19 protein-coding genes and 1 pseudogene are annotated in these 22,397 nt (G+C 75.8%); 13 read left to right on the top strand and 7 right to left on the bottom strand.

The window, feature by feature from the left end; all coding sequences use genetic code 11:
• Window positions 1-43: 43 nt before the first annotated feature.
• The 5 genes from ABZ340_RS28615 to ABZ340_RS28595 all read left to right on the top strand — a co-directional run bounded on the left by ABZ340_RS28615 (window position 44) and on the right by ABZ340_RS28595 (window position 6,177).
• Window positions 44-1,075 carry a hydroxyacid dehydrogenase gene (locus ABZ340_RS28615; RefSeq protein WP_358784724.1) on the top strand — a complete coding sequence of 344 codons (1,032 nt, stop codon included), beginning with the start codon at window positions 44-46 and terminating at the stop codon, window positions 1,073-1,075.
• Window positions 1,072-2,979, top strand: coding sequence for a DUF2264 domain-containing protein (locus ABZ340_RS28610; RefSeq protein WP_358784723.1), 1,908 nt, complete (start codon window positions 1,072-1,074; stop codon window positions 2,977-2,979). The genes ABZ340_RS28615 and ABZ340_RS28610 overlap by 4 nt, the downstream gene beginning before the upstream one ends.
• Before the next feature lie 206 nt (window positions 2,980-3,185).
• Window positions 3,186-3,434: a hypothetical protein gene (locus ABZ340_RS28605; protein ID WP_358784722.1), complete on the top strand. Its 249-nt coding sequence runs from the start codon at window positions 3,186-3,188 to the stop codon at window positions 3,432-3,434.
• 138 nt (window positions 3,435-3,572) lie between these two features.
• The gene (locus ABZ340_RS28600; RefSeq protein WP_358784721.1) at window positions 3,573-5,846 is read left to right on the top strand and encodes a catalase; all 2,274 of its coding nucleotides are present in this window, start codon (window positions 3,573-3,575) and stop codon (window positions 5,844-5,846) included.
• Between the two features lie 115 nt (window positions 5,847-5,961).
• A complete protein-coding gene (locus ABZ340_RS28595) occupies window positions 5,962-6,177 on the top strand; it encodes a hypothetical protein (RefSeq protein WP_358784720.1) in 216 nt (71 codons plus the stop codon).
• Window positions 6,178-6,229: 52 nt separating this feature from the next.
• Here the strand turns inward: ABZ340_RS28595 and ABZ340_RS28590 are convergent, their stop codons facing one another.
• The gene (locus tag ABZ340_RS28590; RefSeq protein ID WP_358784719.1) at window positions 6,230-7,111 is read right to left on the bottom strand and encodes a YegS/Rv2252/BmrU family lipid kinase; all 882 of its coding nucleotides are present in this window, start codon (window positions 7,109-7,111) and stop codon (window positions 6,230-6,232) included.
• Window positions 7,112-7,179: 68 nt separating this feature from the next.
• Entirely contained in the window at window positions 7,180-8,790 is a 1,611-nt protein-coding gene (locus ABZ340_RS28585; RefSeq protein ID WP_358784756.1) for an FAD-binding oxidoreductase, read from the bottom strand.
• A 263-nt stretch (window positions 8,791-9,053) separates the two neighbouring features.
• Between ABZ340_RS28585 and ABZ340_RS28580 the strand changes: the two genes are divergently transcribed.
• Complete coding sequence (locus ABZ340_RS28580) at window positions 9,054-9,614, top strand: TetR family transcriptional regulator (RefSeq protein WP_358784755.1); 561 nt, start codon at window positions 9,054-9,056, stop codon at window positions 9,612-9,614.
• Window positions 9,611-11,227 (top strand): glycerol-3-phosphate dehydrogenase/oxidase, encoded by a 1,617-nt coding sequence (locus tag ABZ340_RS28575; RefSeq protein WP_358784718.1) that lies wholly within the window; start codon window positions 9,611-9,613, stop codon window positions 11,225-11,227. Before ABZ340_RS28580 ends, ABZ340_RS28575 begins: the two co-directional genes overlap by 4 nt.
• Before the next feature lie 205 nt (window positions 11,228-11,432).
• On the opposite strand, the gene ABZ340_RS28570 is transcribed toward ABZ340_RS28575, so the two are convergent.
• Both ABZ340_RS28570 and ABZ340_RS28565 read right to left on the bottom strand, forming a co-directional pair.
• Window positions 11,433-11,708, bottom strand: a complete 276-nt coding sequence (locus ABZ340_RS28570) for a hypothetical protein (RefSeq protein WP_358784717.1) — start codon at window positions 11,706-11,708, stop codon at window positions 11,433-11,435.
• A 66-nt stretch (window positions 11,709-11,774) separates the two neighbouring features.
• Window positions 11,775-12,785, bottom strand: a complete 1,011-nt coding sequence (locus tag ABZ340_RS28565; RefSeq protein ID WP_358784716.1) for a restriction endonuclease — start codon at window positions 12,783-12,785, stop codon at window positions 11,775-11,777.
• Window positions 12,786-12,931: 146 nt separating this feature from the next.
• Here ABZ340_RS28565 and ABZ340_RS28560 point away from each other — a divergent pair, with 146 nt between their 5' ends.
• Complete coding sequence (locus ABZ340_RS28560; RefSeq protein ID WP_358784715.1) at window positions 12,932-13,297, top strand: STAS domain-containing protein; 366 nt, start codon at window positions 12,932-12,934, stop codon at window positions 13,295-13,297.
• Between the two features lie 48 nt (window positions 13,298-13,345).
• Here the strand turns inward: ABZ340_RS28560 and ABZ340_RS28555 are convergent, their stop codons facing one another.
• The gene (locus tag ABZ340_RS28555; RefSeq protein WP_358784714.1) at window positions 13,346-13,774 is read right to left on the bottom strand and encodes an ATP-binding protein; all 429 of its coding nucleotides are present in this window, start codon (window positions 13,772-13,774) and stop codon (window positions 13,346-13,348) included.
• Between the two features lie 286 nt (window positions 13,775-14,060).
• Here ABZ340_RS28555 and ABZ340_RS28550 point away from each other — a divergent pair, with 286 nt between their 5' ends.
• The 3 genes and pseudogenes from ABZ340_RS28550 to ABZ340_RS28540 all read left to right on the top strand — a co-directional run bounded on the left by ABZ340_RS28550 (window position 14,061) and on the right by ABZ340_RS28540 (window position 18,410).
• Window positions 14,061-14,426 (top strand): hypothetical protein, encoded by a 366-nt coding sequence (locus ABZ340_RS28550; RefSeq protein ID WP_358784713.1) that lies wholly within the window; start codon window positions 14,061-14,063, stop codon window positions 14,424-14,426.
• Between the two features lie 138 nt (window positions 14,427-14,564).
• Window positions 14,565-15,199: pseudogene (locus ABZ340_RS28545) on the top strand (PAS domain-containing protein); the annotation flags it as partial.
• Between the two features lie 481 nt (window positions 15,200-15,680).
• Window positions 15,681-18,410, top strand: a complete 2,730-nt coding sequence (locus ABZ340_RS28540) for a SpoIIE family protein phosphatase (RefSeq protein WP_358784712.1) — start codon at window positions 15,681-15,683, stop codon at window positions 18,408-18,410.
• A gap of 240 nt (window positions 18,411-18,650) precedes the next feature.
• On the opposite strand, the gene ABZ340_RS28535 is transcribed toward ABZ340_RS28540, so the two are convergent.
• Entirely contained in the window at window positions 18,651-18,824 is a 174-nt protein-coding gene (locus ABZ340_RS28535) for a CsbD family protein (protein ID WP_358784711.1), read from the bottom strand.
• A gap of 151 nt (window positions 18,825-18,975) precedes the next feature.
• Here ABZ340_RS28535 and ABZ340_RS28530 point away from each other — a divergent pair, with 151 nt between their 5' ends.
• On the top strand, window positions 18,976-19,122 hold the full coding sequence (locus tag ABZ340_RS28530; RefSeq protein ID WP_358784710.1) for a hypothetical protein: 147 nt from the start codon (window positions 18,976-18,978) through the stop codon (window positions 19,120-19,122).
• A gap of 70 nt (window positions 19,123-19,192) precedes the next feature.
• Here ABZ340_RS28530 and ABZ340_RS28525 read toward each other — a convergent pair whose 3' ends face one another.
• Window positions 19,193-20,632 carry an MFS transporter gene (locus tag ABZ340_RS28525; RefSeq protein ID WP_358784754.1) on the bottom strand — a complete coding sequence of 480 codons (1,440 nt, stop codon included), beginning with the start codon at window positions 20,630-20,632 and terminating at the stop codon, window positions 19,193-19,195.
• 350 nt (window positions 20,633-20,982) lie between these two features.
• Between ABZ340_RS28525 and ABZ340_RS28520 the strand changes: the two genes are divergently transcribed.
• Window positions 20,983-22,397 (top strand): FAD-dependent oxidoreductase (locus ABZ340_RS28520; RefSeq protein WP_358784709.1); only part of this gene is annotated, 1,415 nt, incomplete at its 3' end.

Raw genomic sequence — 22,397 nt, 5'->3', positions numbered from 1 at the left:
GGCCCGCCCGCCCCGTCCCCGAGCGAGGAGTCCGATCCCCCGCATGACCGTGTCAACGCCGGGCCCCGGCTTCCGTCCCCGCGCCGCCGTGGCGATGTCGCGGGACGCCGCCGAGGCCGTCCTCGACCCCGAGACGCTCGCCGCGTTCCGTGCGCTGTGCGACCTCGCCCCGCTCCCGGTGCTGGACGACCTCACCACACCGCGGGCCCGGTCGCTGCTGGCCGACGCCGACCTGCTGATCACCGGCTGGGGCTGTCCGCCCCTGGACGCCGCCGTGCTGCGGGCGGCGCCGCGGCTGCGGGCGGTCGTGCACACCGCGGGCAGCGTCCGCGGGCATGTCACCGACGCCTGCTGGGAGCGCGGCATCGAGGTGTCCTCCGCCGCCGCGGCCAACGCCGTGCCGGTGGCGGAGTACACGCTCGGCATGATCCTGCTCACCGGCAAGCGGGTGTGGGAGCGGGCCCGCGACTACCGGGCGGCCCGCCGGCGCGGGAACTGGCTGCGCACCCCGCGCACCGTCGGCAACCACCGCCGCACGGTCGGCATCCTGTCGGCGTCGCTCATCGGCCGCCGGGTCGTGGAGCTGCTGCGCCCGCACGACGTCGAGGTGCTGCTGCACGACCCGTACGTCACCGACGCGGACGTGGCCGCGCTCGGTGTCCGGCGGGTCGGGCTGGCGGAGCTGTTCGCGCGCTGCGACACCGTCAGCGTGCACACGCCGCTGCTGCCCGCCACCCGCGGCCTGGTCGGCCGCGCCCTGATCGAGTCGATGCGGCCGGACGCCGTGCTCATCAACACCTCGCGCGGCGCGGTCGTCGACCAGGACGCGCTCACCGACGCCGTCCTGGCGGGCCGGATCCGGGCGGTCCTCGACGTCACCGATCCCGAGGTGCTGCCCCCGGACCACCCCCTGTGGGAGTGCGACAACGTGCTGATCACCCCCCATCTCGCCGGTTCGGAGGGCAACGAGTGGCGCCGCCTGGCCGAGCACGCCCTCGCCGAGACCGCCCGCTGGGCCTCGGGTGCCGGTTTCCTCCATCCCGTACGACGCGAAAGGCTGGCCTTCCTGGCATGAGCATCTCCTTCGACCTGCCTGCCGCCGACCGGGCGAGGAGCCCGTACACCGGTTACACCCGGGCCCACTGGGAGGCGGTGGCCGACGGGCTGCTGGCGGCGGCGTGGCACTGGAGCACGCCCGGCGGCGCCCTGCTGGACCTGCCCGGACGGCCCTCGCGTTCGGGGGTGCGCTCCGACGGGCTGGAGGGTTTCGCGCGGACCTTCCTCGCCGCCGCCTTCCGGGTGGCGGGCGCCGGCGGCGACGATCCGCACGGCTGGCTGGAGCGGTACGCGCGGGGCCTGGCCGCGGGCACCCGCTCCCCGGGGCGCGAGGACGCCGAGTCCTGGCCGCTGATCCTCGACCACGACGTGCAGGGCCAGCCGATGGTGGAGTCGGCGTCGGTCGCGCTGGGGCTGCGGCTGACCGCCCCCTGGCTGTGGAAGCACCTCGACGAGGGCGTGCGGGACCGGGTGGAGGAGTGGCTGCGCGGCGCGCTGCGGCACACGCCCGCCCCGAACAACTGGTACCTGTTCCCGTACACGGTCGCCGGGTTCCTGGAGTCGGTGGGGCGCGGGGACGCGGACACGGCGGCGGCCCGCCGGCGGGCGCTGGAGCTGCTGGAGGGCTGGTACCGGGGCGGGGGCTGGTACGCCGACGGGGACGGGCGCGCCTTCGACCACTACAACGGCTGGGCCCTGCACCTGTATCCGGTGCTCGACGCCCACCTCGCCGGCGACACCGAGGCGGGCGCCCGGTACGGGGGCCGGCTGCGCGCCCATCTGGAGGGCTGTGCGCTGATGTTCGGCGCGGACGGGGCACCGCTGCACTTCGGCCGGTCGCTGACGTACCGGTTCGCCGCCTCGGCCGCCGTGAGCCTGGGCGCGCTGACCGGGCACACGCCGCTGACGCCGGGGGCCTCCCGGCGGCTGGCGAGCGGCAGCCTGCGCCACTTCCTGGACCGCGGCGCGCTGACCGCCGACGGGCTGCTGAGCCTGGGCTGGCACGGGCCGCACGAGCCCACCGTGCAGCCGTACTCCGGTCCGGCGTCCCCGTACTGGGCGTCGAAGGCGTTCGTGGCGCTGCTCGCGCCCGCCGGCCATCCGCTGTGGACGGCCACCGAGGAGCCCGCGCCGGTGGAGGAGGCCGACCGGGTCCTCGCCCTCCCGGCCCCCGGGCTGCTGCTCCAGGCGACACGCGGGGACGGGATCGTACGGCTGCACAACCACGGCAGCGACCACGTCCGGCCGCACGAGGGCGAGTCGGCCGCCGCGGACGACCCGCACTACGGCCGCCAGGCGTACTCGACGCGGACCGGCCCGACCGCGCCCGGCAACGTCGCCGACAACCACCTGTCGGTGGAGGTGGGCGGCCGGCCCAGCGTGCGGCGCCGCGTCCACCCCCTCGGGACCGGGCACGGCGACGGCTGGGGCTGGGCGGCGTCCTGGCACCGGCCCGTCTTCGCCGCCGGTCCCCCGATGGTGCCGGGGCTGCGGGTGGAGAGCGTGACGGTGGCGTACGGCGTGTACGAGCTGCGGGTGCACCGGGTGACCGGGGCGCCCGCCGGGGCGCGGGTGACGCACACCGGATGGGCCACGGGCCCGGACGAGCCGCTGGTGTCGGCGCTGCACGGGCTGCACGGCTGGGAGCCGGAGCCCGAGCGGGTCCGCGCGCCCCGGGGAACGGCGTACACCCGCTGGGCGACGGTGCCCCGGCTGACCGGCGCGGCGGGCGGCACCTCCGTGCACGTCTGCCTGGCCGCCCTCACCACCGGGCCGGGCCCCGGGCCGCTGGCGGAGGCCGTCGCCGAGGTCGTGGCCGGTGACACGGAGGTGGTGGTCGTCTGGGCCGGGGGCGGTGTGCGGACCCGGGTCCGCTTCGATCCGGTGCGGGTGACGCACGGGGCGGATCCGGAGGAAGTGTAGGGAGAGGGCCGGGGGGAGGCCGGGAGCCGCCGCGCGGCAGGGCGCGGAGGACGTCCGCCCGGGCGCCGGACGGTGGCCGGGCGCGGGACGGCGATGGGCGGCTGCCCGGCGCGGGAGGTGCCCCGGGTCGCCCGGGCGCCCGTGTCCGGTCGCGGCCGGAGCCGGGGCCGGTGACGCTGGTAGGGACCCGGTGGGAAGGAGTCGCCATGAACAAGTCGTCGTGCGTGCTGCTCGCGGCCCTGGCCGCGTCGGTGCTGTCCGCCGCCCCCGCGGTGGCGGCCGTGGCCGAGGTGTCCGATCCCGCGAGGCGGGGCGCCGTTCCCGCGCCGGGCGGTGTCACGGCGGCCGAGTGCTTCCAGGGCGGCGGCGCCCTCGTCATCGAGCTGGACCGGGGGACGGGCTCCTTCGTCGCGCGCTGCCAGGGCGGGGTCCACGACGGCCGGCCGGTCGTCTGACCGTGCCGTGGCCGGCGGGACGGACCCACCGGCCCCTCACATCCGTCCCCGTGTTTCCGCACGGACGTGGGTACCCGCTTGCCCGCACGCCCCGCGGGGCGGCCCCACCCGACGACGAAAGCCCAAGGAGCAGGACGTATGAGCGAGGCGAACCCTCTCAAGCGGATGGCCCACAAGGTCGCCGACAGCTTGCAGGGCGGCGGACCGGAGGACGGGATTCCCGGCAAGCCGGGCCCCGAGTCGCCGTCCGTGGCGGAACCGTCCGAGCCGCGCGAGCCGTTGCCGCCGAAGCCGGACCAGAGCGGGCCGGAGACCATGTCGCCGACCGGGCAGCCGACCGGCGCGGACCAGGGACGGGTGGCGCAGGGCGGGGGGTACCTCACCACCGCGCAGGGCGCCCGGCTGTACGACACGGACCACTCGCTGAAGGCCGGGCCGCGCGGGCCGGTGCTGCTGCAGGACCACCACCTGCGCGAGAAGGTCATGCACTTCGACCACGAGCGCATCCCGGAGCGCGTGGTCCACGCCCGCGGCGCGGGGGCGCACGGGGTCTTCCGGAGCTACGGCACCGCGGCCTCCGTGACCCGGGCGGCGTTCCTCGCCGAAGACGTGGAGACGCCGGTGTTCGTGCGGTTCTCCACGGTGGTGGGCTCGCGGGGATCGTCCGACACCGTGCGGGACACCCGGGGGTTCGCGACGAAGTTCTACACCAGCGAGGGCGTCTTCGACCTGGTCGGCAACAACATCCCGGTCTTCTTCATCCAGGACGCCATCAAGTTCCCGGACGTCATCCACGCCGTCAAGCCGCATCCGGACCGGGAGATCCCGCAGGCGCAGAGCGCCCACGACACCTTCTGGGACTTCGTCAGCCTGCACACCGAGGCCACCCACCACACCCTGTGGCACATCTCCGACCGCGGCATCCCGCGGTCCTACCGGATGATGGAGGGCTTCGGCGTCCACACCTTCCGGCTGGTGAACGCCGAGGGCACGACGACGCTGGTGAAGTTCCACTGGAAGCCGAAGCTGGGCGTGCACTCCCTGGTGTGGGAGGAGGCGCAGCTCATCAACGGCGTCGACCCGGACTTCCACCGCCGGGACCTGGCCGACGCCATCGAGGCGGGCGCCTACCCGCAGTGGGAGCTGGGCATCCAGACCTTCCCCGACACCCCGGAGCAGACCTTCGAGGGCATCGACCTGCTGGACCCGACCAACCTCGTCCCGGAGGAACTCGCCCCGGTGCAGCCGGTCGGGCTGCTGACGCTCGACCGCAACCCGTCCAACTTCTTCGCCGAGACCGAGCAGGTCGCCTTCCACGTCGGCCATCTCGTCCCGGGCATCGACATCACCGACGACCCGCTGCTCGCGGGCCGCCTGTTCTCCTACCTCGACACGCAGATCACCCGGCTGGGCGGCCCCAACTTCCCGCAGCTGCCCGTCAACCGGCCGCACGCCCCGGTCAACGACATGCTGCGCGACGGCATGCACCAGACGGCCGTCCACCGGGGCGTGGCCCCCTACCGGCCCAACTCCCTCGACGGCGGCTGCCCGTTCACCGTGGGCGCGGACGCCGGAGCCTACGTCGAGACGCCGGTGCGGGTGCCGGAGGCGACGAAGGTGCGGCAGGCTCCCGAGTCGTTCGCGGACCACTTCAGCCAGCCCCGCCGGTTCTGGCTGAGCATGAGCCCCGTCGAACGCGAGCACATCATCGGCGCCTACACCTTCGAGCTGGGCAAGTGCTACGAGCAGGCGGTGAAGGAACGGCAGTTGCAGGTGCTGGCCAACATCGACCCCGAGCTGTGCGAGCAGGTCGCCGCCGGTCTCGGCCTGCCGGCGCCGGAGCCGACCGTGCCGCTCGCCGACGTCGAGCCCAGCCCGGCGCTGTCGCAGGTCGGCCGGACCTGGCCCACGGCCGGGCGGATCGTCGGCATCGTCACGGGGGCGGACGGCGACCTGGACGGGGTGCGGGCCGTGCGGGAGGCGGTGCTGAACGCGGGCATGGTCCCGCTGGTGGTCGCGCCGACCGGCGGCACGCTCGGCTCGGGCGGCGGCGCGGTGACGGCCCAGCGCAGCTACGCCACCGCGCGCTCGGTCGAGTTCGACGCCGTCCTGCTGGCCGGTGCGCCCGGTGTGGGTCCCGACGCCTACACGGCGCGCGACGCGAAGTCCGCCCCCTCGCCCGCCGGGCCGACGACGTGCGACCCGCGCGTCGCCCTGATGCTGTCGGAGGCATTCCGGCACGGCAAGGCCATCGGCGTGTGGTCGGACGGGTCGGCCGCCCTGGAGGCGGCCGGGGTGCCCACCGACGCGCCCGGCGTGGTCGTCGCCGACTCCGCCACGGCCGCCCTGGAGCAGGTGACCCGCCTGCTGGGCCGCCACCGGGTGTGGGAGCGGTTCGCGACACCGGCCTGACCGGGAGGCCGGCGGCCGGGCGGCGGTGGACTCCGCCCGGCCGCCGGCGCCCCTTGGCACCCCTGGCTCCCGGGATGTGATGATGACGCGGACCGTGTCACAAAGGGGGTTCACCATGACCGGGATACTCGTCATGTCCGGCGTCCTCACGCTCGTCGTCGCCGGGTGCGTCTGCGTGGTGTGGGCGGCTCGGGGCGGCCCGCGCCGGGTACGCGCGGTGGCGGCGGTGACCCTGACGGCCGGGGAACTGGCGCGCGTGGCGAGCCGGTCGGACGGCACCTCCCGAAGGGACGGCGGCTCGGGCGGCCTCGACGGCGGCTCGGACACCTGAGCGGACCACCCGCCCGACGGCGCGGAAGGGGGCGGCGGGACGGGCCCGGTGCTCAGTACAGGACGCGCAGCGCGCCCGGCAGCACCCGCGCCGTGACGGGCAGCACGGCCTCGACCTCCCCGTCGGCGCCGTAGGGCACGTCCCGGTCGGCTTCCACCCGGACTTCGCTGCCCCGGACCACCCGGACCTGGGGCCGGTGGACGTGACGGCCGGACTTCAGCTCGTTCATCAGGGCGAAGAACAGCAGGCGCGGCGCCTGACGGATCATCACCACCTCCAGCAGGCCGTCGTCCACCCGGGCGCCCGGGGCGATCAGACGGCCCGACCCGTAATAACCGGAGTTGGCGGCCACTACGGTGTAGCCGCGGTGCTCGTGCACCCGGCCGTCGACGGTGACGCGGTAGCGCGCCGCCCGCCAGGTGGTGACCGCGCGCAGCGCGCCGGCGTAGTAGGAGGCGGTGCCGCGCAGCAGACGCGCGCGGTTGGCGTGGCGGTTGGCGAGCGCGTCGACGCCCGCGTACACGCTGCCCAGCACGACGGTGCGGCCGTGGGCGGCCGATTCGACCTCGATGGTGTCCACGGGCCGCGGCTCGTGGCCGAGGAGGACCCGGGCGAGGGCGGCGGGGGCGGTGGGCAGGCCGAGGGCGCGGGCGAAGTCGTTGCCGCGGCCGGCCGGGACGAGGCCGAGCGGTGTGCCGGTTCCGCTGAGGGCTCCGCCGATCCGGCCGGCGATGCCGTCCCCGCCGACGGCGAGCACCACGCGTCCGCGCTCCCCGGCCCGCCGGGCGAGTTCCCCGGCGTGTGCCAGGCTGCGGCTGTACTCGGTCTCCAGTTCCGCTCCCGCCTCCCGCAGCAGCCGCGCCACCCGCAGCAGCGCGGCGGCACCGGCGGAGCCGCCCGCGGTGGGGTTGACGACGGCGGTGAACTGTCGCATCGGTGTGCCTCCGGGCTGGCGGGACGGTGGTGCCGGGCGGGAATCCGGCGGGCCGGTGAGGGGCGGGGTCACGCGCCGGGATCGGCGGGGAGCAGGACGCCCGGGTTGAGGATCCCGGCCGGGTCCAGGCACCGTTTGACGGCGCGCAGGGCCTCGACGCCGAGGGGGCCGGCCTCCCTGACGTACCAGTCCCGGTGGTCGGTGCCGACGCCGTGGTGGTGGCTGATGGTGCCGCCCGCGGCGAGGATCGCCTCGCTCGCGGCGTGCTTGGCCCGCGCCCAGTGCGCCACGGGGTCGTCGCCCTGGGCGCAGACGACGGTGAAGTACAGCGAGGCGCCGTTCTCGTAGACGTGGGAGATGTGGCACATGACCAGCGGCGGGGTGCCGGCGTCGGCGAGCGTGGCGGTGAGCGCCTCGCGGACGGCGGTGTACAGCCCGGGGATCCGGGACCAGTACGCCGCCGTCTCCAGGGTCTCGGCGAAGGCACCGGCGTCGAGCAGGGAGTCGCGCAGGTACGGGGCGGAGTAACGGCCGTCGGCCCAGCGCCGTCCCGGCTCCTCGCCCTCGTACGTCCCGCCGCCGTCCCGCAGGAGGGCGGCGGCGTCCTCCCGGCGCCGGGTGGTGTCCTCCTCGGTGCCCTCGAAACCGACGACCGCGAGGCATCCGGCGGGCTGTCCGGCGCCGGGGACGCCGGCGGAGCCGAGGGCCTCGGGCCGGGCGAGGCCGATCAGCGTCTCGGTCTCGTCGGACAGCCGCAGGACCGTGGGGCGCGGGCCGTCCTGGGCGAGCCGGCGCAGCGCCTCCGCCCCCTCCTCGAAGGAGGCGAAGCGCCAGCCCTCGTACCGGCGGACCCGCGGCACCGGGCGGACGCGGACCGTCACGGACGTGACGACCCCGAAGGCCCCCTCCGAGCCGAGGACGAGCTGGCGCAGGTCGGGACCGGCCGCCGAGCGCGGGGCGCGGCCCGCGTCCAGGGTGCCCTCGGGGGTGGCGAGGGTGAGGCCCAGCACCATGTCGTCGAAGCGGCCGTGGCCGGCGGAGGCCTGTCCGCTGGAGCGGGTGGCGGCGAAGCCGCCGAGGGTGGCCCACTCGTAGGACTGCGGGAAGTGGCCGAGGGTGAAGCCGCGCGCGTTCAGGAGCCGTTCGGCCTCGGGTGCGCGCAGGCCGGGCTGGAAGGTGGCGGTGCGGGAGACCGGGTCGAGGTCGAGCAGGGCGTTCATGCGGCGCAGGTCCAGGGCGACGAAGGGGCCGCGCCGGCCGGGGGCGAGCCCGCCGACGACGGAGGTGCCGCCGCCGAACGGCACGAGCGGCACCCGGTGCGCGGCGCAGGCCCGCAGCACGGCGAGGACCTCGTCGTGGCCGTCGGGCAGGACGACGGCCGCGGGGGCGTCGGTGACGTCGCCGGACCGTATCCGCAGCAGGTCGGGGGTGGACTTGCCGCGGGTGTGCCGGATCCGGGTCTCCGCGTCCGTGCGTACGTACTCGGTACGGCCGCCGACCGCGGAGAGCAGGGCCTGGCGGGCGCTCTCGTCGAGGGCGGGCCCGGGTACGGCGATCTCCTCCAGCCGGGCGGCCCGCGTGCCGCGCGGCCGGACGCCGAGCCAGTCGCGCAGCAGCCCGGTCACCGGGGCGGGCAGCGGCGTGGCCCTGGCCGGGTCGCCCCAGCCGTTCCAGCGCATGCCCGTCCCGACCGCCTCACCCCTCCCGTCCACCCCATCCGGCCTATCCGGCCCATCCGTCCCGTTCATCCCGTCCGCCCTGTCCGTCGCGCCCGTCATGACTGCCGTCCTCACCGGTCGTGATCGGGTGATGCCGCCCGCGTGACCTCACGGGCGTTACACTGTTACACATGACGACTAAACGTCACAACCAGTCGGAGGAGGCCGGTTCGCCGGGACGGTCCGGTCCGCCGGGACGGCCGGGCCCGTCGGACGGCGACGCGGTGCTCGACGCGGTGCGCGACTGCGTCCTGGCCGTCGGGGTCCGCCGGACGACCATGACCGACGTGGCCCGCCGCGCGGGGGTCTCCCGGATGACGCTGTACCGGCGCCGGCCCGATGTGCGGTCCCTGGTCGGCGACCTGATGACGCGGGAGTGGATCGCCGTGGCCACCGGGGCGATGCCCGAGCGGCGCCCGGGGACGGACACGCGCGCCCGGCTCGTCGAGGGCCTCGTGGCCGCAGTGGCGGCCTTCCGCGCCCACCCGCTGTTCCGCAAGATCGTCGACGTCGACCCCGAACTGCTCCTGCCCTACGTGCTGGAGCGGCGCGGGGCGAGCCAGGAGGCCCTGCTGGGCCTGCTGGCCGACGCGCTGCGGGAGGGGCACGCCGACGGGTCGGTGCGCGTGGCCCACCCCGAGCGGCAGGCGCGGTCCGTGCTGCTGGTCGTCCAGTCCTTCGCCCTGTCCCTGCGCACCATGGCCGACGCCGACGACCCCGGCCTGAGCGAGGCGGCCTTCCTCGCGGAGCTGCGGATCATCCTGGAGAGGACCCTCACGCCATGAGCCCCGCCGCTCCCCGGGCCGGCCACCGGTCCCCCGGTTCCCCGCGGCCTCCCCGGTCCTCGCTGTCCGCCGCGCGGCGCGCGCGGGAACTGGCCGCCACCGTCGGCGGCCCCGCCGTGGACGTCCTGGTCGTCGGCCTCGGCGCGACGGGGGCCGGGGCCGCCCTGGACGCCGCGGCCCGGGGCCTGGACGTCGTCGCCGTGGACGCGCACGACCTGGCCTTCGGCACCTCCCGCTGGAGCTCCAAGCTGGTCCACGGCGGGCTGCGCTACCTCGCCGCGGCCCAGTTCGACGTCGCCCACGAAAGCGCGGTGGAGCGCGGCGTACTGATGGAACGCACCGCTCCGCACCTGGTGCGCGCCCAGCCGTTCGTCCTGCCCCTCACGCCCCTGGTCTCCCGTGGCCAGGCCGCGCTGGCGTGGGCCGGGTTCCGGGCCGGCGACACCCTGCGCCTGGCCGCCCGCACGGCGCGCGCCACGCTGCCCGCGCCCCGCCGGCTGTCCGCCGCTCGGACCCGCCGCCTGGCCCCGGCGCTGCGTCCCGCCGGTCTGCGCGGCGGCCTGCTGTCCTGGGACGGCCGGCTCACCGACGACGCCCGTCTGGTGACCGCGCTCGCCCGGACCGCCGCCGCGCACGGCGCGCGGATCCTGACCCGGGTCAGGGCGCTGGAACTGACCGGGTCCGGCGCCCGGGTCCGCGACGAACTCACCGGCGAGGAGGGCGTGATCCGCGCCCGCGTGGTGATCAACGCCGCCGGTGTGTGGGCCGGCGGCCTCGTGGACGGCCTGCGGATCCGCCCCTCGCGCGGCACCCACCTGGTGCTGCGCGCGGACCGGTTCGGCCCGCTGCCCGCGGGCCTGCACATCCCGGTCCCCGGGGAGACCAACCGCTTCGTCCTGGTCCTGCCCCAGGGCGACGGCCGGGTCTACGTGGGGCTCACCGACGAACCCGTGGAAGGCGACGTCCCGGACGTCCCCGAGGCACCCGAGGCGGACATCGGTTTCCTGCTCGACGTCCTGGACTCCGTCCTGGACGCCCCCGTCCACCGCGACGACGTCGTGGGCGCCTTCGCGGGCCTGCGGCCCCTGCTGGACGTCTCGCCGGCGCGGCCGGCCGACGGCGGCGGGCCCCGCACCGCGGACCTCTCCCGCCGGCACGCCGTCCTCACCTCCCCGGACGGCGTGATCACCGTGGTCGGCGGCAAGCTCACCACGTACCGCCGCATGGCCGAGGACGCCGTGGACGCCGCCGTCGCCGCCCGCCGCCTCGGCGCGGGCCCCTCCCCCACCGCACGGCTCCCGCTGGTCGGCGCCGCGCCGCCGCACGTCCTCGATACGCTGCGGGCACCGCGCCGCCTGGTCCGTCGCTACGGCACCGAGGCACCGGACGTCCACGCGCTCGCCGCGCGGGACCCCCGGCTCGGCGAGCCGCTCCTGCCGGGCCACCCCGTCACCGGGGCCGAACTGCTGTGGGCGGTACGCCACGAGGGGGCCCTCGACGAGTCCGACCTCCTCGACCGGCGCACCCGCATCGGACTGGTCCCCGGCGACCGGGACATGGCCCTGGCCGCCGTCCACGCACTGCTGGGCGAGACGCCGCCCTGGCCGTTCTGACCGTCCTGCCCGTCCTGACGGCGCTGACGCCCGACGCCGGGACGGGACGCGGTCCGGCGCCCTTGAAGGCCGGGCAGGACCACAGGCCGGACGAGGACCGGACAGGACCACGGGCCGGACGAGAACCGGACGGGAGACCGGGCAGGACCACAGGCCGGACGAGAACCGGACGGGAGGCCGGACGGGCGGGGCGCGTCCCGGGCCGTCAGGACGGCTCGGCGCCCTGGGCGGCCTCCCGGACCTTCCCTTCCACCGCGTCCCGCGCCTGGCCCTGCTCCTTCGCGTAGCCGGTCACCGCGGCCTGTGCGTCACGGTCCAGGTCGCGCCAGGCCCGCACGGCGGTCTCGTAGGTGTGGGACTGCCGCGGGGTCCACTGGCTCTGGGTGGGCGGCCCGTACGAGTGGCGCAGCTCCTCGACCCGCTGGTGTGCCTGGTCGGCCGCGCGCCGCTTCGCCACGAGCTCTTCGAAAGTGCTAGCCACACCAGAAAACCCTAGTCAGCGGAGCGTCATTCCGCGCGCCGAGAGCCGTGCCGCCGGACCCCGCCGTCAGCGCGCGCGGTCGTCGGTGCCACGCACCTCCCACGGCCGCGGCCCCGTGCCGTCCCGCCACGCCCTGAGGTCCCGCCCGTCCAGGCACACGATCCCGCACTGCCCGGCGTAGTCGAGCGCGGGTGCGGTGAAGCCGCTGGTGGTGACGACGACCGCGACATCGGCCCGGTGCACGGCGAAACAGGTGCCGCCGAAGCGCTGGACGTCCTGGGAGCCGACGGTGGTGCCGTCCCCGTAGCGCTTGCACTGGATGACGACGCGGCGTCCGTCGGGGGCCACGGCCAGGACGTCGGCGCCGAGGTCACCGGCTCCGCCGACCACCTCGGCCTCGCGGCACCCGTCACGCACGCAGAGCGCGGCCACCGCGTGCTCGAACTCGTCCGGGCCCAAGGCGTCGTACTCGTCCGGGCCCAGGGCGTCGTACTCGTCCGGGCCCAGGGCGTCGTACTCGTCCGGGCCCAGGGCGTCGTACTCGTCCGGGCCCAGGGCGTCGTACTCGTCCGGGCCGAGGATCTCGTCCTCGGCCGGATCCGGGGCGACGCGGCCGGTACCGGCGATCGCCCCGTCCGCGGCGGTGTCCTGGGCGACGGCGGGCTCGGCCCGGCCGAGGGCGCCGGCCCGGCCGGCGGGTTCGGCGGGCCTGGTGGTCCACCGGTCCGCGGTCTCCCCCGGCGCGCCCGGTTCCCCTCCGGGGTGGGAGGGGATGCCGTCCCAGGCGGCGACCGTCGTCCGCGCCGCCTCGTCCAACGCGGCTCCGGCCCGGCGCGCGGCGCGGGACACGGAGAGGCGGCGACGGCGGCGCCACAGGGACAGGGCGCCCGCGCCGCCGGCCAGGACCAGTACCGACGCCCAGGCCGGGCGCCGTTCGACGAGGTCGGCCACCGTGCGGGCCGCGAACCCGGCAAGGATCACGAGGGCGGCGAGCAGGCCGAAGAACACGGCGGTCCTGCGCAGGTCGAACGGGTGCCGGCGCTGGTCGGTTCGTATACGGCGGGCAGGGCTGGCCACGGTGACGACGCCTCCTCGGGTCGCTGCGGAGATCACTCCCGCCGTCTGCCCCGGACCGGACTCTTCATCGCCCTCCGCACCTGCGCAAAGCCCTGCCATCATGGTCACCGACCACGTCCGGAGACGGAAAGCGGAAGTGAGGAAGTGTGGCGGACACCGAGGGAACGGCGATGCCCGAGCGGCTGCTGATCACCCGCACCACCACGGACGACGGCGCCTGTCTCGTGACCGTCGCAGGAGAGGTCGACCTCGACGGCAGCGTCCGGTTCCGCGACGTACTGCTGTCCTGTCTGGGAACGGGGCGGGGCGCGGTCGTCGACCTGGGCGGCGTGGGCTTCATGGACTCCAGCGGCATCAACGCGCTGATCACCGCGCACCAGGCCGCCGAGGCCGGCGGCGTCTGGCTCCGTCTCGCCGCGCCGCAGCAGGCCGTGCAGCGCGTCCTGCAGCTCGTCGGGGTGGACGCCCTCATCCCGAGCTACCCGACGGTGGAGGCGGCCCTGGCCGCCTGACACGCCGTCATCCGCGCCGCCCCACGGGCCCGGTGGGGCGGCGCGGCCTCACGTGAGGGGCAGCCGCGCGTAGACGGTCTTGCCCGTGGCGTCGGGCTTGGTGATCACCTGGTCGCACAGCCGTGTCACGATCTCCAGCCCGTGCTGCCCGACCCGCCGGGGGTCGCGCGGCAGGAACGTCGGAAACCCGTCGCCGGTGTCCGACACCGCGATCTCGACGGTGCCGTCCACCACGGACATCCGCAGCCGGCACGGCCCCGGCGCGTGCCGCAGGGCGTTCGTCACCAGTTCGCTGGCCACCAGCCGCGCCACGTCCAGGAGGGTGTCGGCCGTCTTCACCCCCGCCTCACCGAGCCGGACGACGAAGTCCTGGACCAGGTCCCGGGCGGCAGGGATCACCTCCGTACCGCCGTCGAAGTCCACCACCGTGGACAGCGCGGAACGGTCAACGGCATCAGACCTGTGCGCCGGAGTCATGTGGAGCCTCACCGTCCGGTCCTGGGCCCGTTCTTGGAAGCAAGGACCCTGGTCCCTCACGATACGCATCGGACCCGTACCCCCCATTGTTTTGTGCGAAGTTCCGCTGGTCCCGCAGCGTTTTGGTCATGATGGACCGGGTTCCGGTACCCCCGCGGACGCGGGGGTACCGGGCCACGGCCGTCGGCGTCTGAACATCGTTTCGACGGGTAAGCGGACTTGACACGACTTCACTCACCAGGGGCTGCCGCCCGGCACGGCGGCCGGAGACGAGGAGGGGGCAGCGATGAAACGTCTGGTTCGCCGCAGGAGCCGTGCCGCGCGGGAGGCCGCGGCGCGCCGCGCACGCCACTTCCGGGCACAGCTCGGGGTGGCGGCCGACATCGCGATCAGGGCGCGGCGCCGTGCCCTGGCGGAGCGGGGGGACGCCGCCGGTGAGCACACCGGTGAGCGGTCGCCGCGCGGCCGGGTCACCGTCGACGACGTACTGGCCTGTGCCCACCAGCACTTCGGCCTGACGTCGGTGCCCCGCGAGGAGGCCGCCGCCGTGCTCCGCGCACGGTACGAGCTGCGCGGCTGCCACCGTGACCTCGACACCGACGCCCCCGCCCTCGCACCCGACGCGTCCCGGCCGGAGGTCTCCGGAACCTGATCCCGGCGCCCGCGCCCGTCACGGCCCCGGGGGCGGAGGCGGGACGAGGGCGGGACGGGACGGGGCGTGCCGGGGCGAGGGGCGGCCCGGAGACCGCCGGGGCCCCGGGCCCGCCACGGGGGCCGAGGCGCCGCCCGGGTGCGTGCCGGGTTCCCGTGGCGCATCCTTGGCTGTGTCGCCGCGTGACGGGGCACGGACGAGGTGGGCCGATGACGTCAGGCACCGAGGACGCACACCGGGAACCCGGGCGGCCGGTGACGCTGCTGATCGACGCCTCGGCGGAGGCGATCGGCGCGGCGGGCGGCCACGCGGGCGGGGGCTGTCTGCGGTCCCGTACCCCCGGTGTGCTGCTCCTGTCCGTGCCGGCGGGGCTGCCCGGGCCGCTGTTCCGCCCCTGGTGGCGGCTGCACGTCGGCCGTCCGTTCCCCGTCGCCGACGCCTTCCGGCGGGGCGTGGCGGTGGAACTGTGGCGGCCGTCCGCCGCCCCGCCCGGGTCCGGGCCGGTACGGGGCTCGGTGCGCGATCCGGGACCGGGTCCGGTGGCCGACGCCGTGACCGACCTGCTGCCGGACGGCGTGTTCGGCCTGGACCGGCTCGGGACGATCGTGTACGTCAATCCGCGCGCCGCCCGGCTGCTCGGGCGGTCGCGGGCGGCGCTCCTCGGCCACGCGCTGTGGGACGCCGTGCCGTGGTCCGGCCGGGCCGCCTGCGAGGACCACCTGCGGGGCGCCCGGCCGGCCCCGGACCCGGTCCGCTTCCACGTCCGCCGCCCGGCCGGTCCCGGCCCCGCGACGGCGCCGCGCCCCTTCGAGGAGGTGGAGCCCGGCGCCCTCCTGGCGCTGTACACGGACGGGCTGGTGGAGCGGCCCGGCACCGACATCGACGACGGTATCGGCGCCCTGCGGGTGGCCCGGGCCCGGTACGGCGCCCCCGCCTCGCCCGCGCCGGGCGGTTCCCTGGCGGCCGTGGCCGGCCGGCTCACCGCGCGGGCCCGGCACGCCGTGGACCGTCCCGACGGCACCGCCCTGCTGCTCGCCGCCCGCCGGCCCGGCCCCGGGGGCCCGCGGTGAGGCGCCCGGCCGTGACCTGCCCGGGAGGAGTCCTGCGCGCCCTCGCGGGGACGTCCGTATGGACCCGCCGCTCCCTCATGGCCGAAGCGGCCCCGCCCGTGCCGTACCGGGCGGCGCGGGGGCGCCCCGGCGCCCGGGCGGACGTGTCTCGCCTCCCGCGGCCCGGCAGTGTAGACATGGGCACATGGTCCGGCTGATGGGTCGATCGGGAGCCCGGTCAGCCCGTCGCCCCGGCGGTCCGCCCGGCCGGCGGCGGGACGCGGGCCGGTTTCGGCGAGGGCGGGCCGCGGGGGTGCGGGCGGCGCTGGCCGGGCGCACCGTCGCCGGACAGGTGTTCGTCCTGCACATCGTCATCGTGCTGCTGCTGGTGGTGGCCGCCGTGGCCGCGCTGGTGCTCCAGGTCCGCCACGACAGCACCGTCGAGGCCCGCAACCGGTCGGTCGCCGTGGCCGCGGCGTTCGCCGAGGGGCCGGGCGTGCGGGAGGCGCTGCGCAGTCCCGATCCCACGGCGCTGCTGCAGCCGCGGGCGGAGGCGGCCCGCAGGGCGACCGGGGTCGACTTCGTCACCGTCATGAACACCGACGGGGTGCGCTACACCCACCCCGAGCCGGACCGCATCGGCGAGCGGTTCGTCGGGACGATCGCCTCCGCGCTGGCCGGGCGGACCGTGACGGAGGAGGTCGAGGGGACCCTCGGGCCGCTGGTGCAGGCCGTGGTGCCGGTCGAGGCGGCGGACGGCTCGGTCGTGGGCCTGGTGTCGGCCGGCGTCACCAAGGACCACGTGGGCGGTGCCGCCGACCGGCACCTGCCGCTGCTGCTGTCCGCCGCGGGCGTGGCGCTGGTCCTGGCGACGGCCGGCACGGCCCTGGTCAGCAGGCGGCTGCTGCGCCAGACGCACGGCCTGGGCCCGCACGAGATGACCCGGATGTACGAGCACCACGACGCCGTCCTGCACGCCGTCCACGAGGGCGTGCTGATCGTCGGCGGCCAGGGCGCGCTGCTGCTCGCCAACGACGAGGCGCACCGTCTGCTCGGTCTGCCCGGCGACGCGGAGGGACGGCACGTGCGCGATCTGGGGCTGCCCTCCGACATGGCGGAGCTGCTGGCCTCCGGGCGCCTGGCCACGGACGAGGTGCACCTGGTCAAGGACCGGCTGCTGGCGGTCAGCCAGCGGTCCACCGGCAGCCAGGGCGGGCCGCCCGGCAGCGTGGCGACCCTGCGCGACACCACGGAGCTGCGCGCCCTGTCCGGCCGGGCCGAGACCGCCCGGGAGCGCCTGGAGCTGCTGTACGACGCCAGTATGGGCGTCGGCACCGGCCTGGACGTCACCCGTACCGCCGAGGAGCTGGCGGAACTGGCCGTTCCCCGGTTCGCGGACTTCGCCACCGTGGACCTGTTCGACGCGGTCCTCGCCGGCGGCCGGCCGGAGGAGGTCACCCCGCTGCGCCGTACCGCCCTGAGCGGTGTCCGCGGGGATGTCCCGCTCTACCCGGTGGGGCATCAGATCCGCTTCGTGGCGTCCTCTCCGCAGGGTCACAGCCTGCGCACCGGCCGGCCGGTGCTCGAACCGGACCTCGCCCGGGCCCGCGGCTGGCAGGCGCAGGACCCGGAGCGCTCCGCGCGGGTGCTGGAGTACGGCGTCCACTCGCTGATCACCGTGCCCCTGCGGGCGGGCAGCCTCCTGCTCGGCGTGGTCAGCTTCTGGCGCGCCGCGAGGCCCGAGCCGTTCGACGCGGACGAGCTGGCCCTCGCCGAGGAACTCGTCGCCCGGGCCGCCGTCTCCATCGACAACGCGCGCCGCTACACCCGCGAGCACAGCATGGCGGTGACCCTCCAGCGCAGTCTGCTGCCGCGCAGCCTGCCCGAGCAGGACGCGCTGGACATCGCCTACCGGTACCTGCCCGCGCAGGCGGGCGTGGGCGGCGACTGGTTCGACGTGCTGCCGCTGTCGGGGGCCCGCGTCGCGCTGGTGGTCGGCGACGTCGTCGGGCACGGGCTGCACGCCGCGGCCACCATGGGGCGGCTGCGGACGGCGGTGCACAACTTCTCCGCGCTGGACCTGCCGCCCGACGAACTGCTCACCCTGCTGGACGAGCTGGTCGCCCGGATCGACCAGGACGAGGCGGCCGAGGACGGCGCCGTCCCGGTCACCGGCGCGACCTGCCTGTACGCGATCTACGATCCGGTTTCCCGGACCTGTGTGACGGCCCGGGCCGGCCATCCGCCGCCGGTGCTGGTCCGGCCGGACGGCACGGTCGGCTTCCCCGACGTGCCCGCCGGTCCCCCGCTGGGCCTCGGCGGCCTGCCGTTCGAGACGGCCGAGCTGGAGCTGGAGGAGGGCAGCCGGCTGGTCCTGTACACCGACGGGCTCGTGGAGGACCGGGGGCACGACATCGACGAGGGGCTGGAGCGGTTGCGCGACGCCCTCGCGGCGTCCGGCGGGTCGCCCGAGGAGACGTGCCGGGCCGCCCTGGACGCGCGGCTCCCGTCCCGGCCGGGCGACGACATCGCCCTGCTGGTGGCCCGTACCCGGGCCCTCGGTCCCGACCGGGTCGCCGAGTGGGCGGTGCCGTCCGATCCGGCGGCCGTCGGCGAGGTGCGCGCCCGGGTCACCCGGCGGCTGGCGCAGTGGGGGCTGGAGGAGTTGTCGTTCACGACGGAGCTGCTGCTGAGCGAGCTGGTCACCAACGCGATCCGGTACGGCGGGGAGCCCATCCGCGTCCGTGTCCTGCGCGGCCGGGCGCTGATCTGCGAGGTGGCCGACAGCAGCAGCACCTCGCCGCATCTGCGGTACGCGGCCATGACGGACGAGGGCGGACGCGGGTTGTTCCTCGTCGCCCAGCTCGCCGAACGCTGGGGCACCCGCTACACGCCCGAGGGCAAGGTGATCTGGGCGGAGCAACCGATTCCCTGACGGGCCCGGCGCCGCGCGAGCGGCCGGGCGGTCGGGCTACCGGGCTTCCGGGACTGCCGGGCGATCGAGCTACCAGGCTGCCGGGCGGTTGAGCTACCGGGGTGCCGGGCTGCCGGGAGCCGTCAGGCACGGCGCGAGAGGCGTCGGGCACGGTGAAGGCCGCGGAACGGCCGTACGCCGGGTTCCGCGGCCCCGCGGTGCGCCGGCACGGGGGCCGGCTCGGTCAACCGTGATGACGCATCAGTGCCGGAACGTGTCCTTCGCCTTCTCCTTCGCCTGGCGGGCGTCGCCCTTGGTCTGCTCGGTGCGGCCCTCCGCCGTGAGCCTCTCGTTGCCCACCGCGCGCCCGGCCGCTTCCTTGGCCTTCCCCCGGGCCTGTTCCATCTTCGCCTTGGCCTTCTCGTTGCCGCTCACAGCTGCTCACCTCAGCGGTTCGTCTCGGTGCCAGGAAGGGCCGGGTTGCCCGCCCGGACGGGCGCAAACATGCCCGGTCCCACGGCTGAGCGCCTGGTGACCGGGTAGGAGACCGGCAGGACAGGATCCGTCGTCGAACCGGAGGTACGTCATGGCCGGAATGCTGGACCGGATCAAGCAGTTCGCGCGCAGCCCGCAGGGACGCCGCACGACCGAGCAGCTGCGCCGGGCCGCCGCGGACCCCCGCCGCCGCGCCCAGGCGCAGCAGATGCTGCGGAAGCTCGGCAAGCGCCACTGAGCGCGGCGTCGCGGCCGGCCCCGGCGCACGGGGCCGGCCGGGACGCAGGATCGGCCGCGACGCCGTCGGGTCAGCCGCCGCACCGGTCCTGGTGCGCGCGGACGAAGCCGGGGGAGGGCCGAGGCGGGCTGCCCGGGCCGTCGCCGGAGCGCTCCCGCCGCCGGTCGAGGACCGCGACGGCCAGGGCGCACAGCATGGCGGCGGCACCGGACCCGACGGCGACGGCCACGGCGGCGCGGTAGTCGTCGTGCGTGGCGTGCAGGGCGAGATGGAACAGGCCGGGCAGCGCGGCGGTCCCGACGGCGGCGCCCAGCCGCTGCCCGGTCTGCAGGGCGCCTCCCGCGGCGCCCGCCATGCGCACCGGGACGTCCCGCAGTGTCATCGTGATGTTCGGGGAGATGACGCAGCCGCTGCCGAGGCCACCGGCGAGCAGCAGCGGGGCCGCGATCCACACGGCGTGGCCGGCGGGGGCGAGCCACAGCACCAGCGCCGTCCCGCCCAGCCCCGCCATGACGGCGACGAGCCCCCAGACGGTCAGCAGCCGTCCCAGCCGCCCGACCAGCCGCCCCGCCACGGCCGCCGCGGCGGCGGAGCCGACGGCGAAGGGCGTCACCGCCAGCCCGGACCACAGGGGCGAGTAGCCGAGGCCGTTCTGGAAGAACAGCGCGAAGACCAGCCAGACCCCGCTGAAGCCGATGAAGTACAGGGCGCCCAGGACCGCGCCGGTGGCGTAGCCCGGCGTGTCGGTGAGCAGCCGCGGATCCAGCAGCGGGGCCCCGCCGCGGCCGGCGAGCTGGCGCTCCCACCGCACGAACCCGGCGAGGATCAGCGCTCCGGCCGGGAACAGCCACCACAGGCGGCCGAGCCCGCCGGCCTCGGCGAGCACCAGCGGCAGCATCAGGGCCAGGATCCCGGCGCCGAGCAGGACGACTCCGAGGGGGTCCAGGCGCCCCGGGCGGCCGGGCGCGGTGCGGGGCAGCAGGCGGCTGCCGAGGAGGAGGGCGAGCGCGCCGACGGGCACGTTGACGTAGAAGATCCACCGCCAGCCCTGCGGTCCGTCGGCGAGCGCCAGGATCAGGCCCCCGGTGATCGGGCCCACGGCGCTGGAGACGCCCACGGTCGCGCCGAACAGCCCGAAGGCGCGGGCGCGTTCCGCGCCGTGGAACATCTGCTGGATCAGGGCCGAGTTCTGCGGGGCGAGGGCGCCGGCGGCGACTCCCTGGGCCAGCCGGGCCACGACCAGCAGCGTGATGGTGGGGGCGGCGCCCGCCGCGGCGCTGCACACCATGAAGGCCGCCAGCGCGGCGAGGAAGAGGCGGCGCCGGCCGAACGCGTCGCCGAGCCGCCCGGCCGTCACCAGCGTCAGGGCGAACGCCAGGGCGTAGCCCGAGACCACCCACTGCACGGACGCCGCCGAGGCGTGCAGGTCCCGCTGGATGGACGGCAGGGCCACGGCGACGATGGTGACGTCGAGCAGGCTCATGAACCCGGCGGCCAGTGTCACCCACAGGGCCCGCCACCGGTTCGGATCCGACGGGCCGCCGTCGTCCGTCCGCGCGCCGGCGCCGCCGTCGGCACCGCCACCGTCGTGGTCCTGGTCCCGGCGGTGGCCGCCGGTCTTCCTGTCCCCGTTCACACCCGGCTCCCTCGCGAGGTCGGACCGTCCTGACGCCTGCCTGACGCATGTCCGGACGCATGTCTGACGCCTGCGTCACCCGTGACGGACGGTTCAAACCTTCCCCGGGAGATCCCATAAGCCTGCCTTATGAGCTCATAGACGGGACCCGCGTACCGACTTAGGCTTGCCTTAACTTAGGCTTCCCGGCGAGACGCTTGTCATCGCTCGAAGGGAACCTGATCATGCCCCGCCCTCTGCGGGTAGCCATCGTCGGATCCGGCCCGGCCGGGATCTACGCCGCCGACGCACTGCTCAAGTCCGAGGTGGCCGCCGAACCCGGCGTGTCCATCGACATCTTCGAGCGGATGCCGGCGCCGTTCGGCCTGATCCGTTACGGCGTCGCCCCCGACCACCCCCGTATCAAGGGCATCATCACCGCCCTGCACCAGGTGCTGGACAAGCCGCAGATCCGCCTCTTCGGCAACGTCGACTACCCCACCGACATCAGCCTGGACGACCTGCGCGCGTTCTACGACGCGGTGATCTTCGCCACCGGCGCGATGGCCGACCGGGCCCTGTCGATCCCCGGCATCGACCTCGACGGCTCCTACGGCGCCGCCGACTTCGTCTCCTGGTACGACGGCCACCCGGACGTGCCGCGCACCTGGCCGCTGGAGGCGGAGAAGGTCGCCGTGCTCGGCGTCGGCAACGTCGCCCTGGACGTGGCCCGCATCCTCGCCAAGACGGCGGACGAGCTGCTGCCGACGGAGATCCCGCAGAACGTCTACGACGGGCTGAAGGCCAACCGGGCCAAGGAGATCCACGTCTTCGGCCGCCGGGGCCCGGCGCAGGCGAAGTTCAGCCCGATGGAGCTGCGCGAGCTGGACCACTCCCCCAACATCGAGGTCATCGTCGACCCCGAGGACATCGACTACGACGACGGCTCGATCGCGACCCGGCGCGGCAACAAGCAGGCCGACATGGTCGCCAAGACGCTGGAGAACTGGGCCATCCGCGACGTCGGCGACCGGCCGCACAAGCTGTTCCTGCACTTCTTCGAGTCGCCCGCCGAGATCCTCGGCGAGGACGGCAAGGTCGTCGGCCTGCGCACCGAGCGCACCGCCCTGGACGGCACGGGCAACGTCAAGGGCACGGGGAAGTTCACGGACTGGGACGTCACCGCGGTGTACCGCGCGGTCGGCTACCTGTCGGACAAGCTGCCCAAGCTGCCGTGGGACCTGGAGTCCGGCACGGTTCCGGACGAGGGCGGGCGCGTCGTCCAGGAGTCGGGCGAGCACCTGCAGTCCACGTACGTCACCGGCTGGATCCGGCGCGGACCCATCGGTCTGATCGGCCACACCAAGGGCGACGCCAACGAGACGGTGGCGAACCTGCTGGACGACTTCGCGAACGGGCGGCTGCACACCCCCGCCTCCCCCGGCCCCGAGGCCGTGGACGCCTTCCTGGCCGAGCGGAACATCCGCTTCACCACCTGGGAGGGCTGGTACCGCCTCGACGCCGCGGAGAAGGCGCTGGGCGAGCCGCAGGGCCGCGAGCGCGTGCCCACTCGTCCTTGGCCTCGTCGTACACGGCACGGGTGCGCATGGAGGCGACGTCGGAGCCGGCGTCGGGCTCGGAGGAGCAGAAGGCGGCGACC

It is taken from the genome of Streptomyces sp. NPDC006134 (assembly GCF_040628835.1).
Lineage (GTDB): Bacteria > Actinomycetota > Actinomycetes > Streptomycetales > Streptomycetaceae > Streptomyces.
The sequence above is the reverse complement of the archived record's forward strand: the minus strand, read 5'-3'. Positions and strand labels throughout refer to the sequence as shown.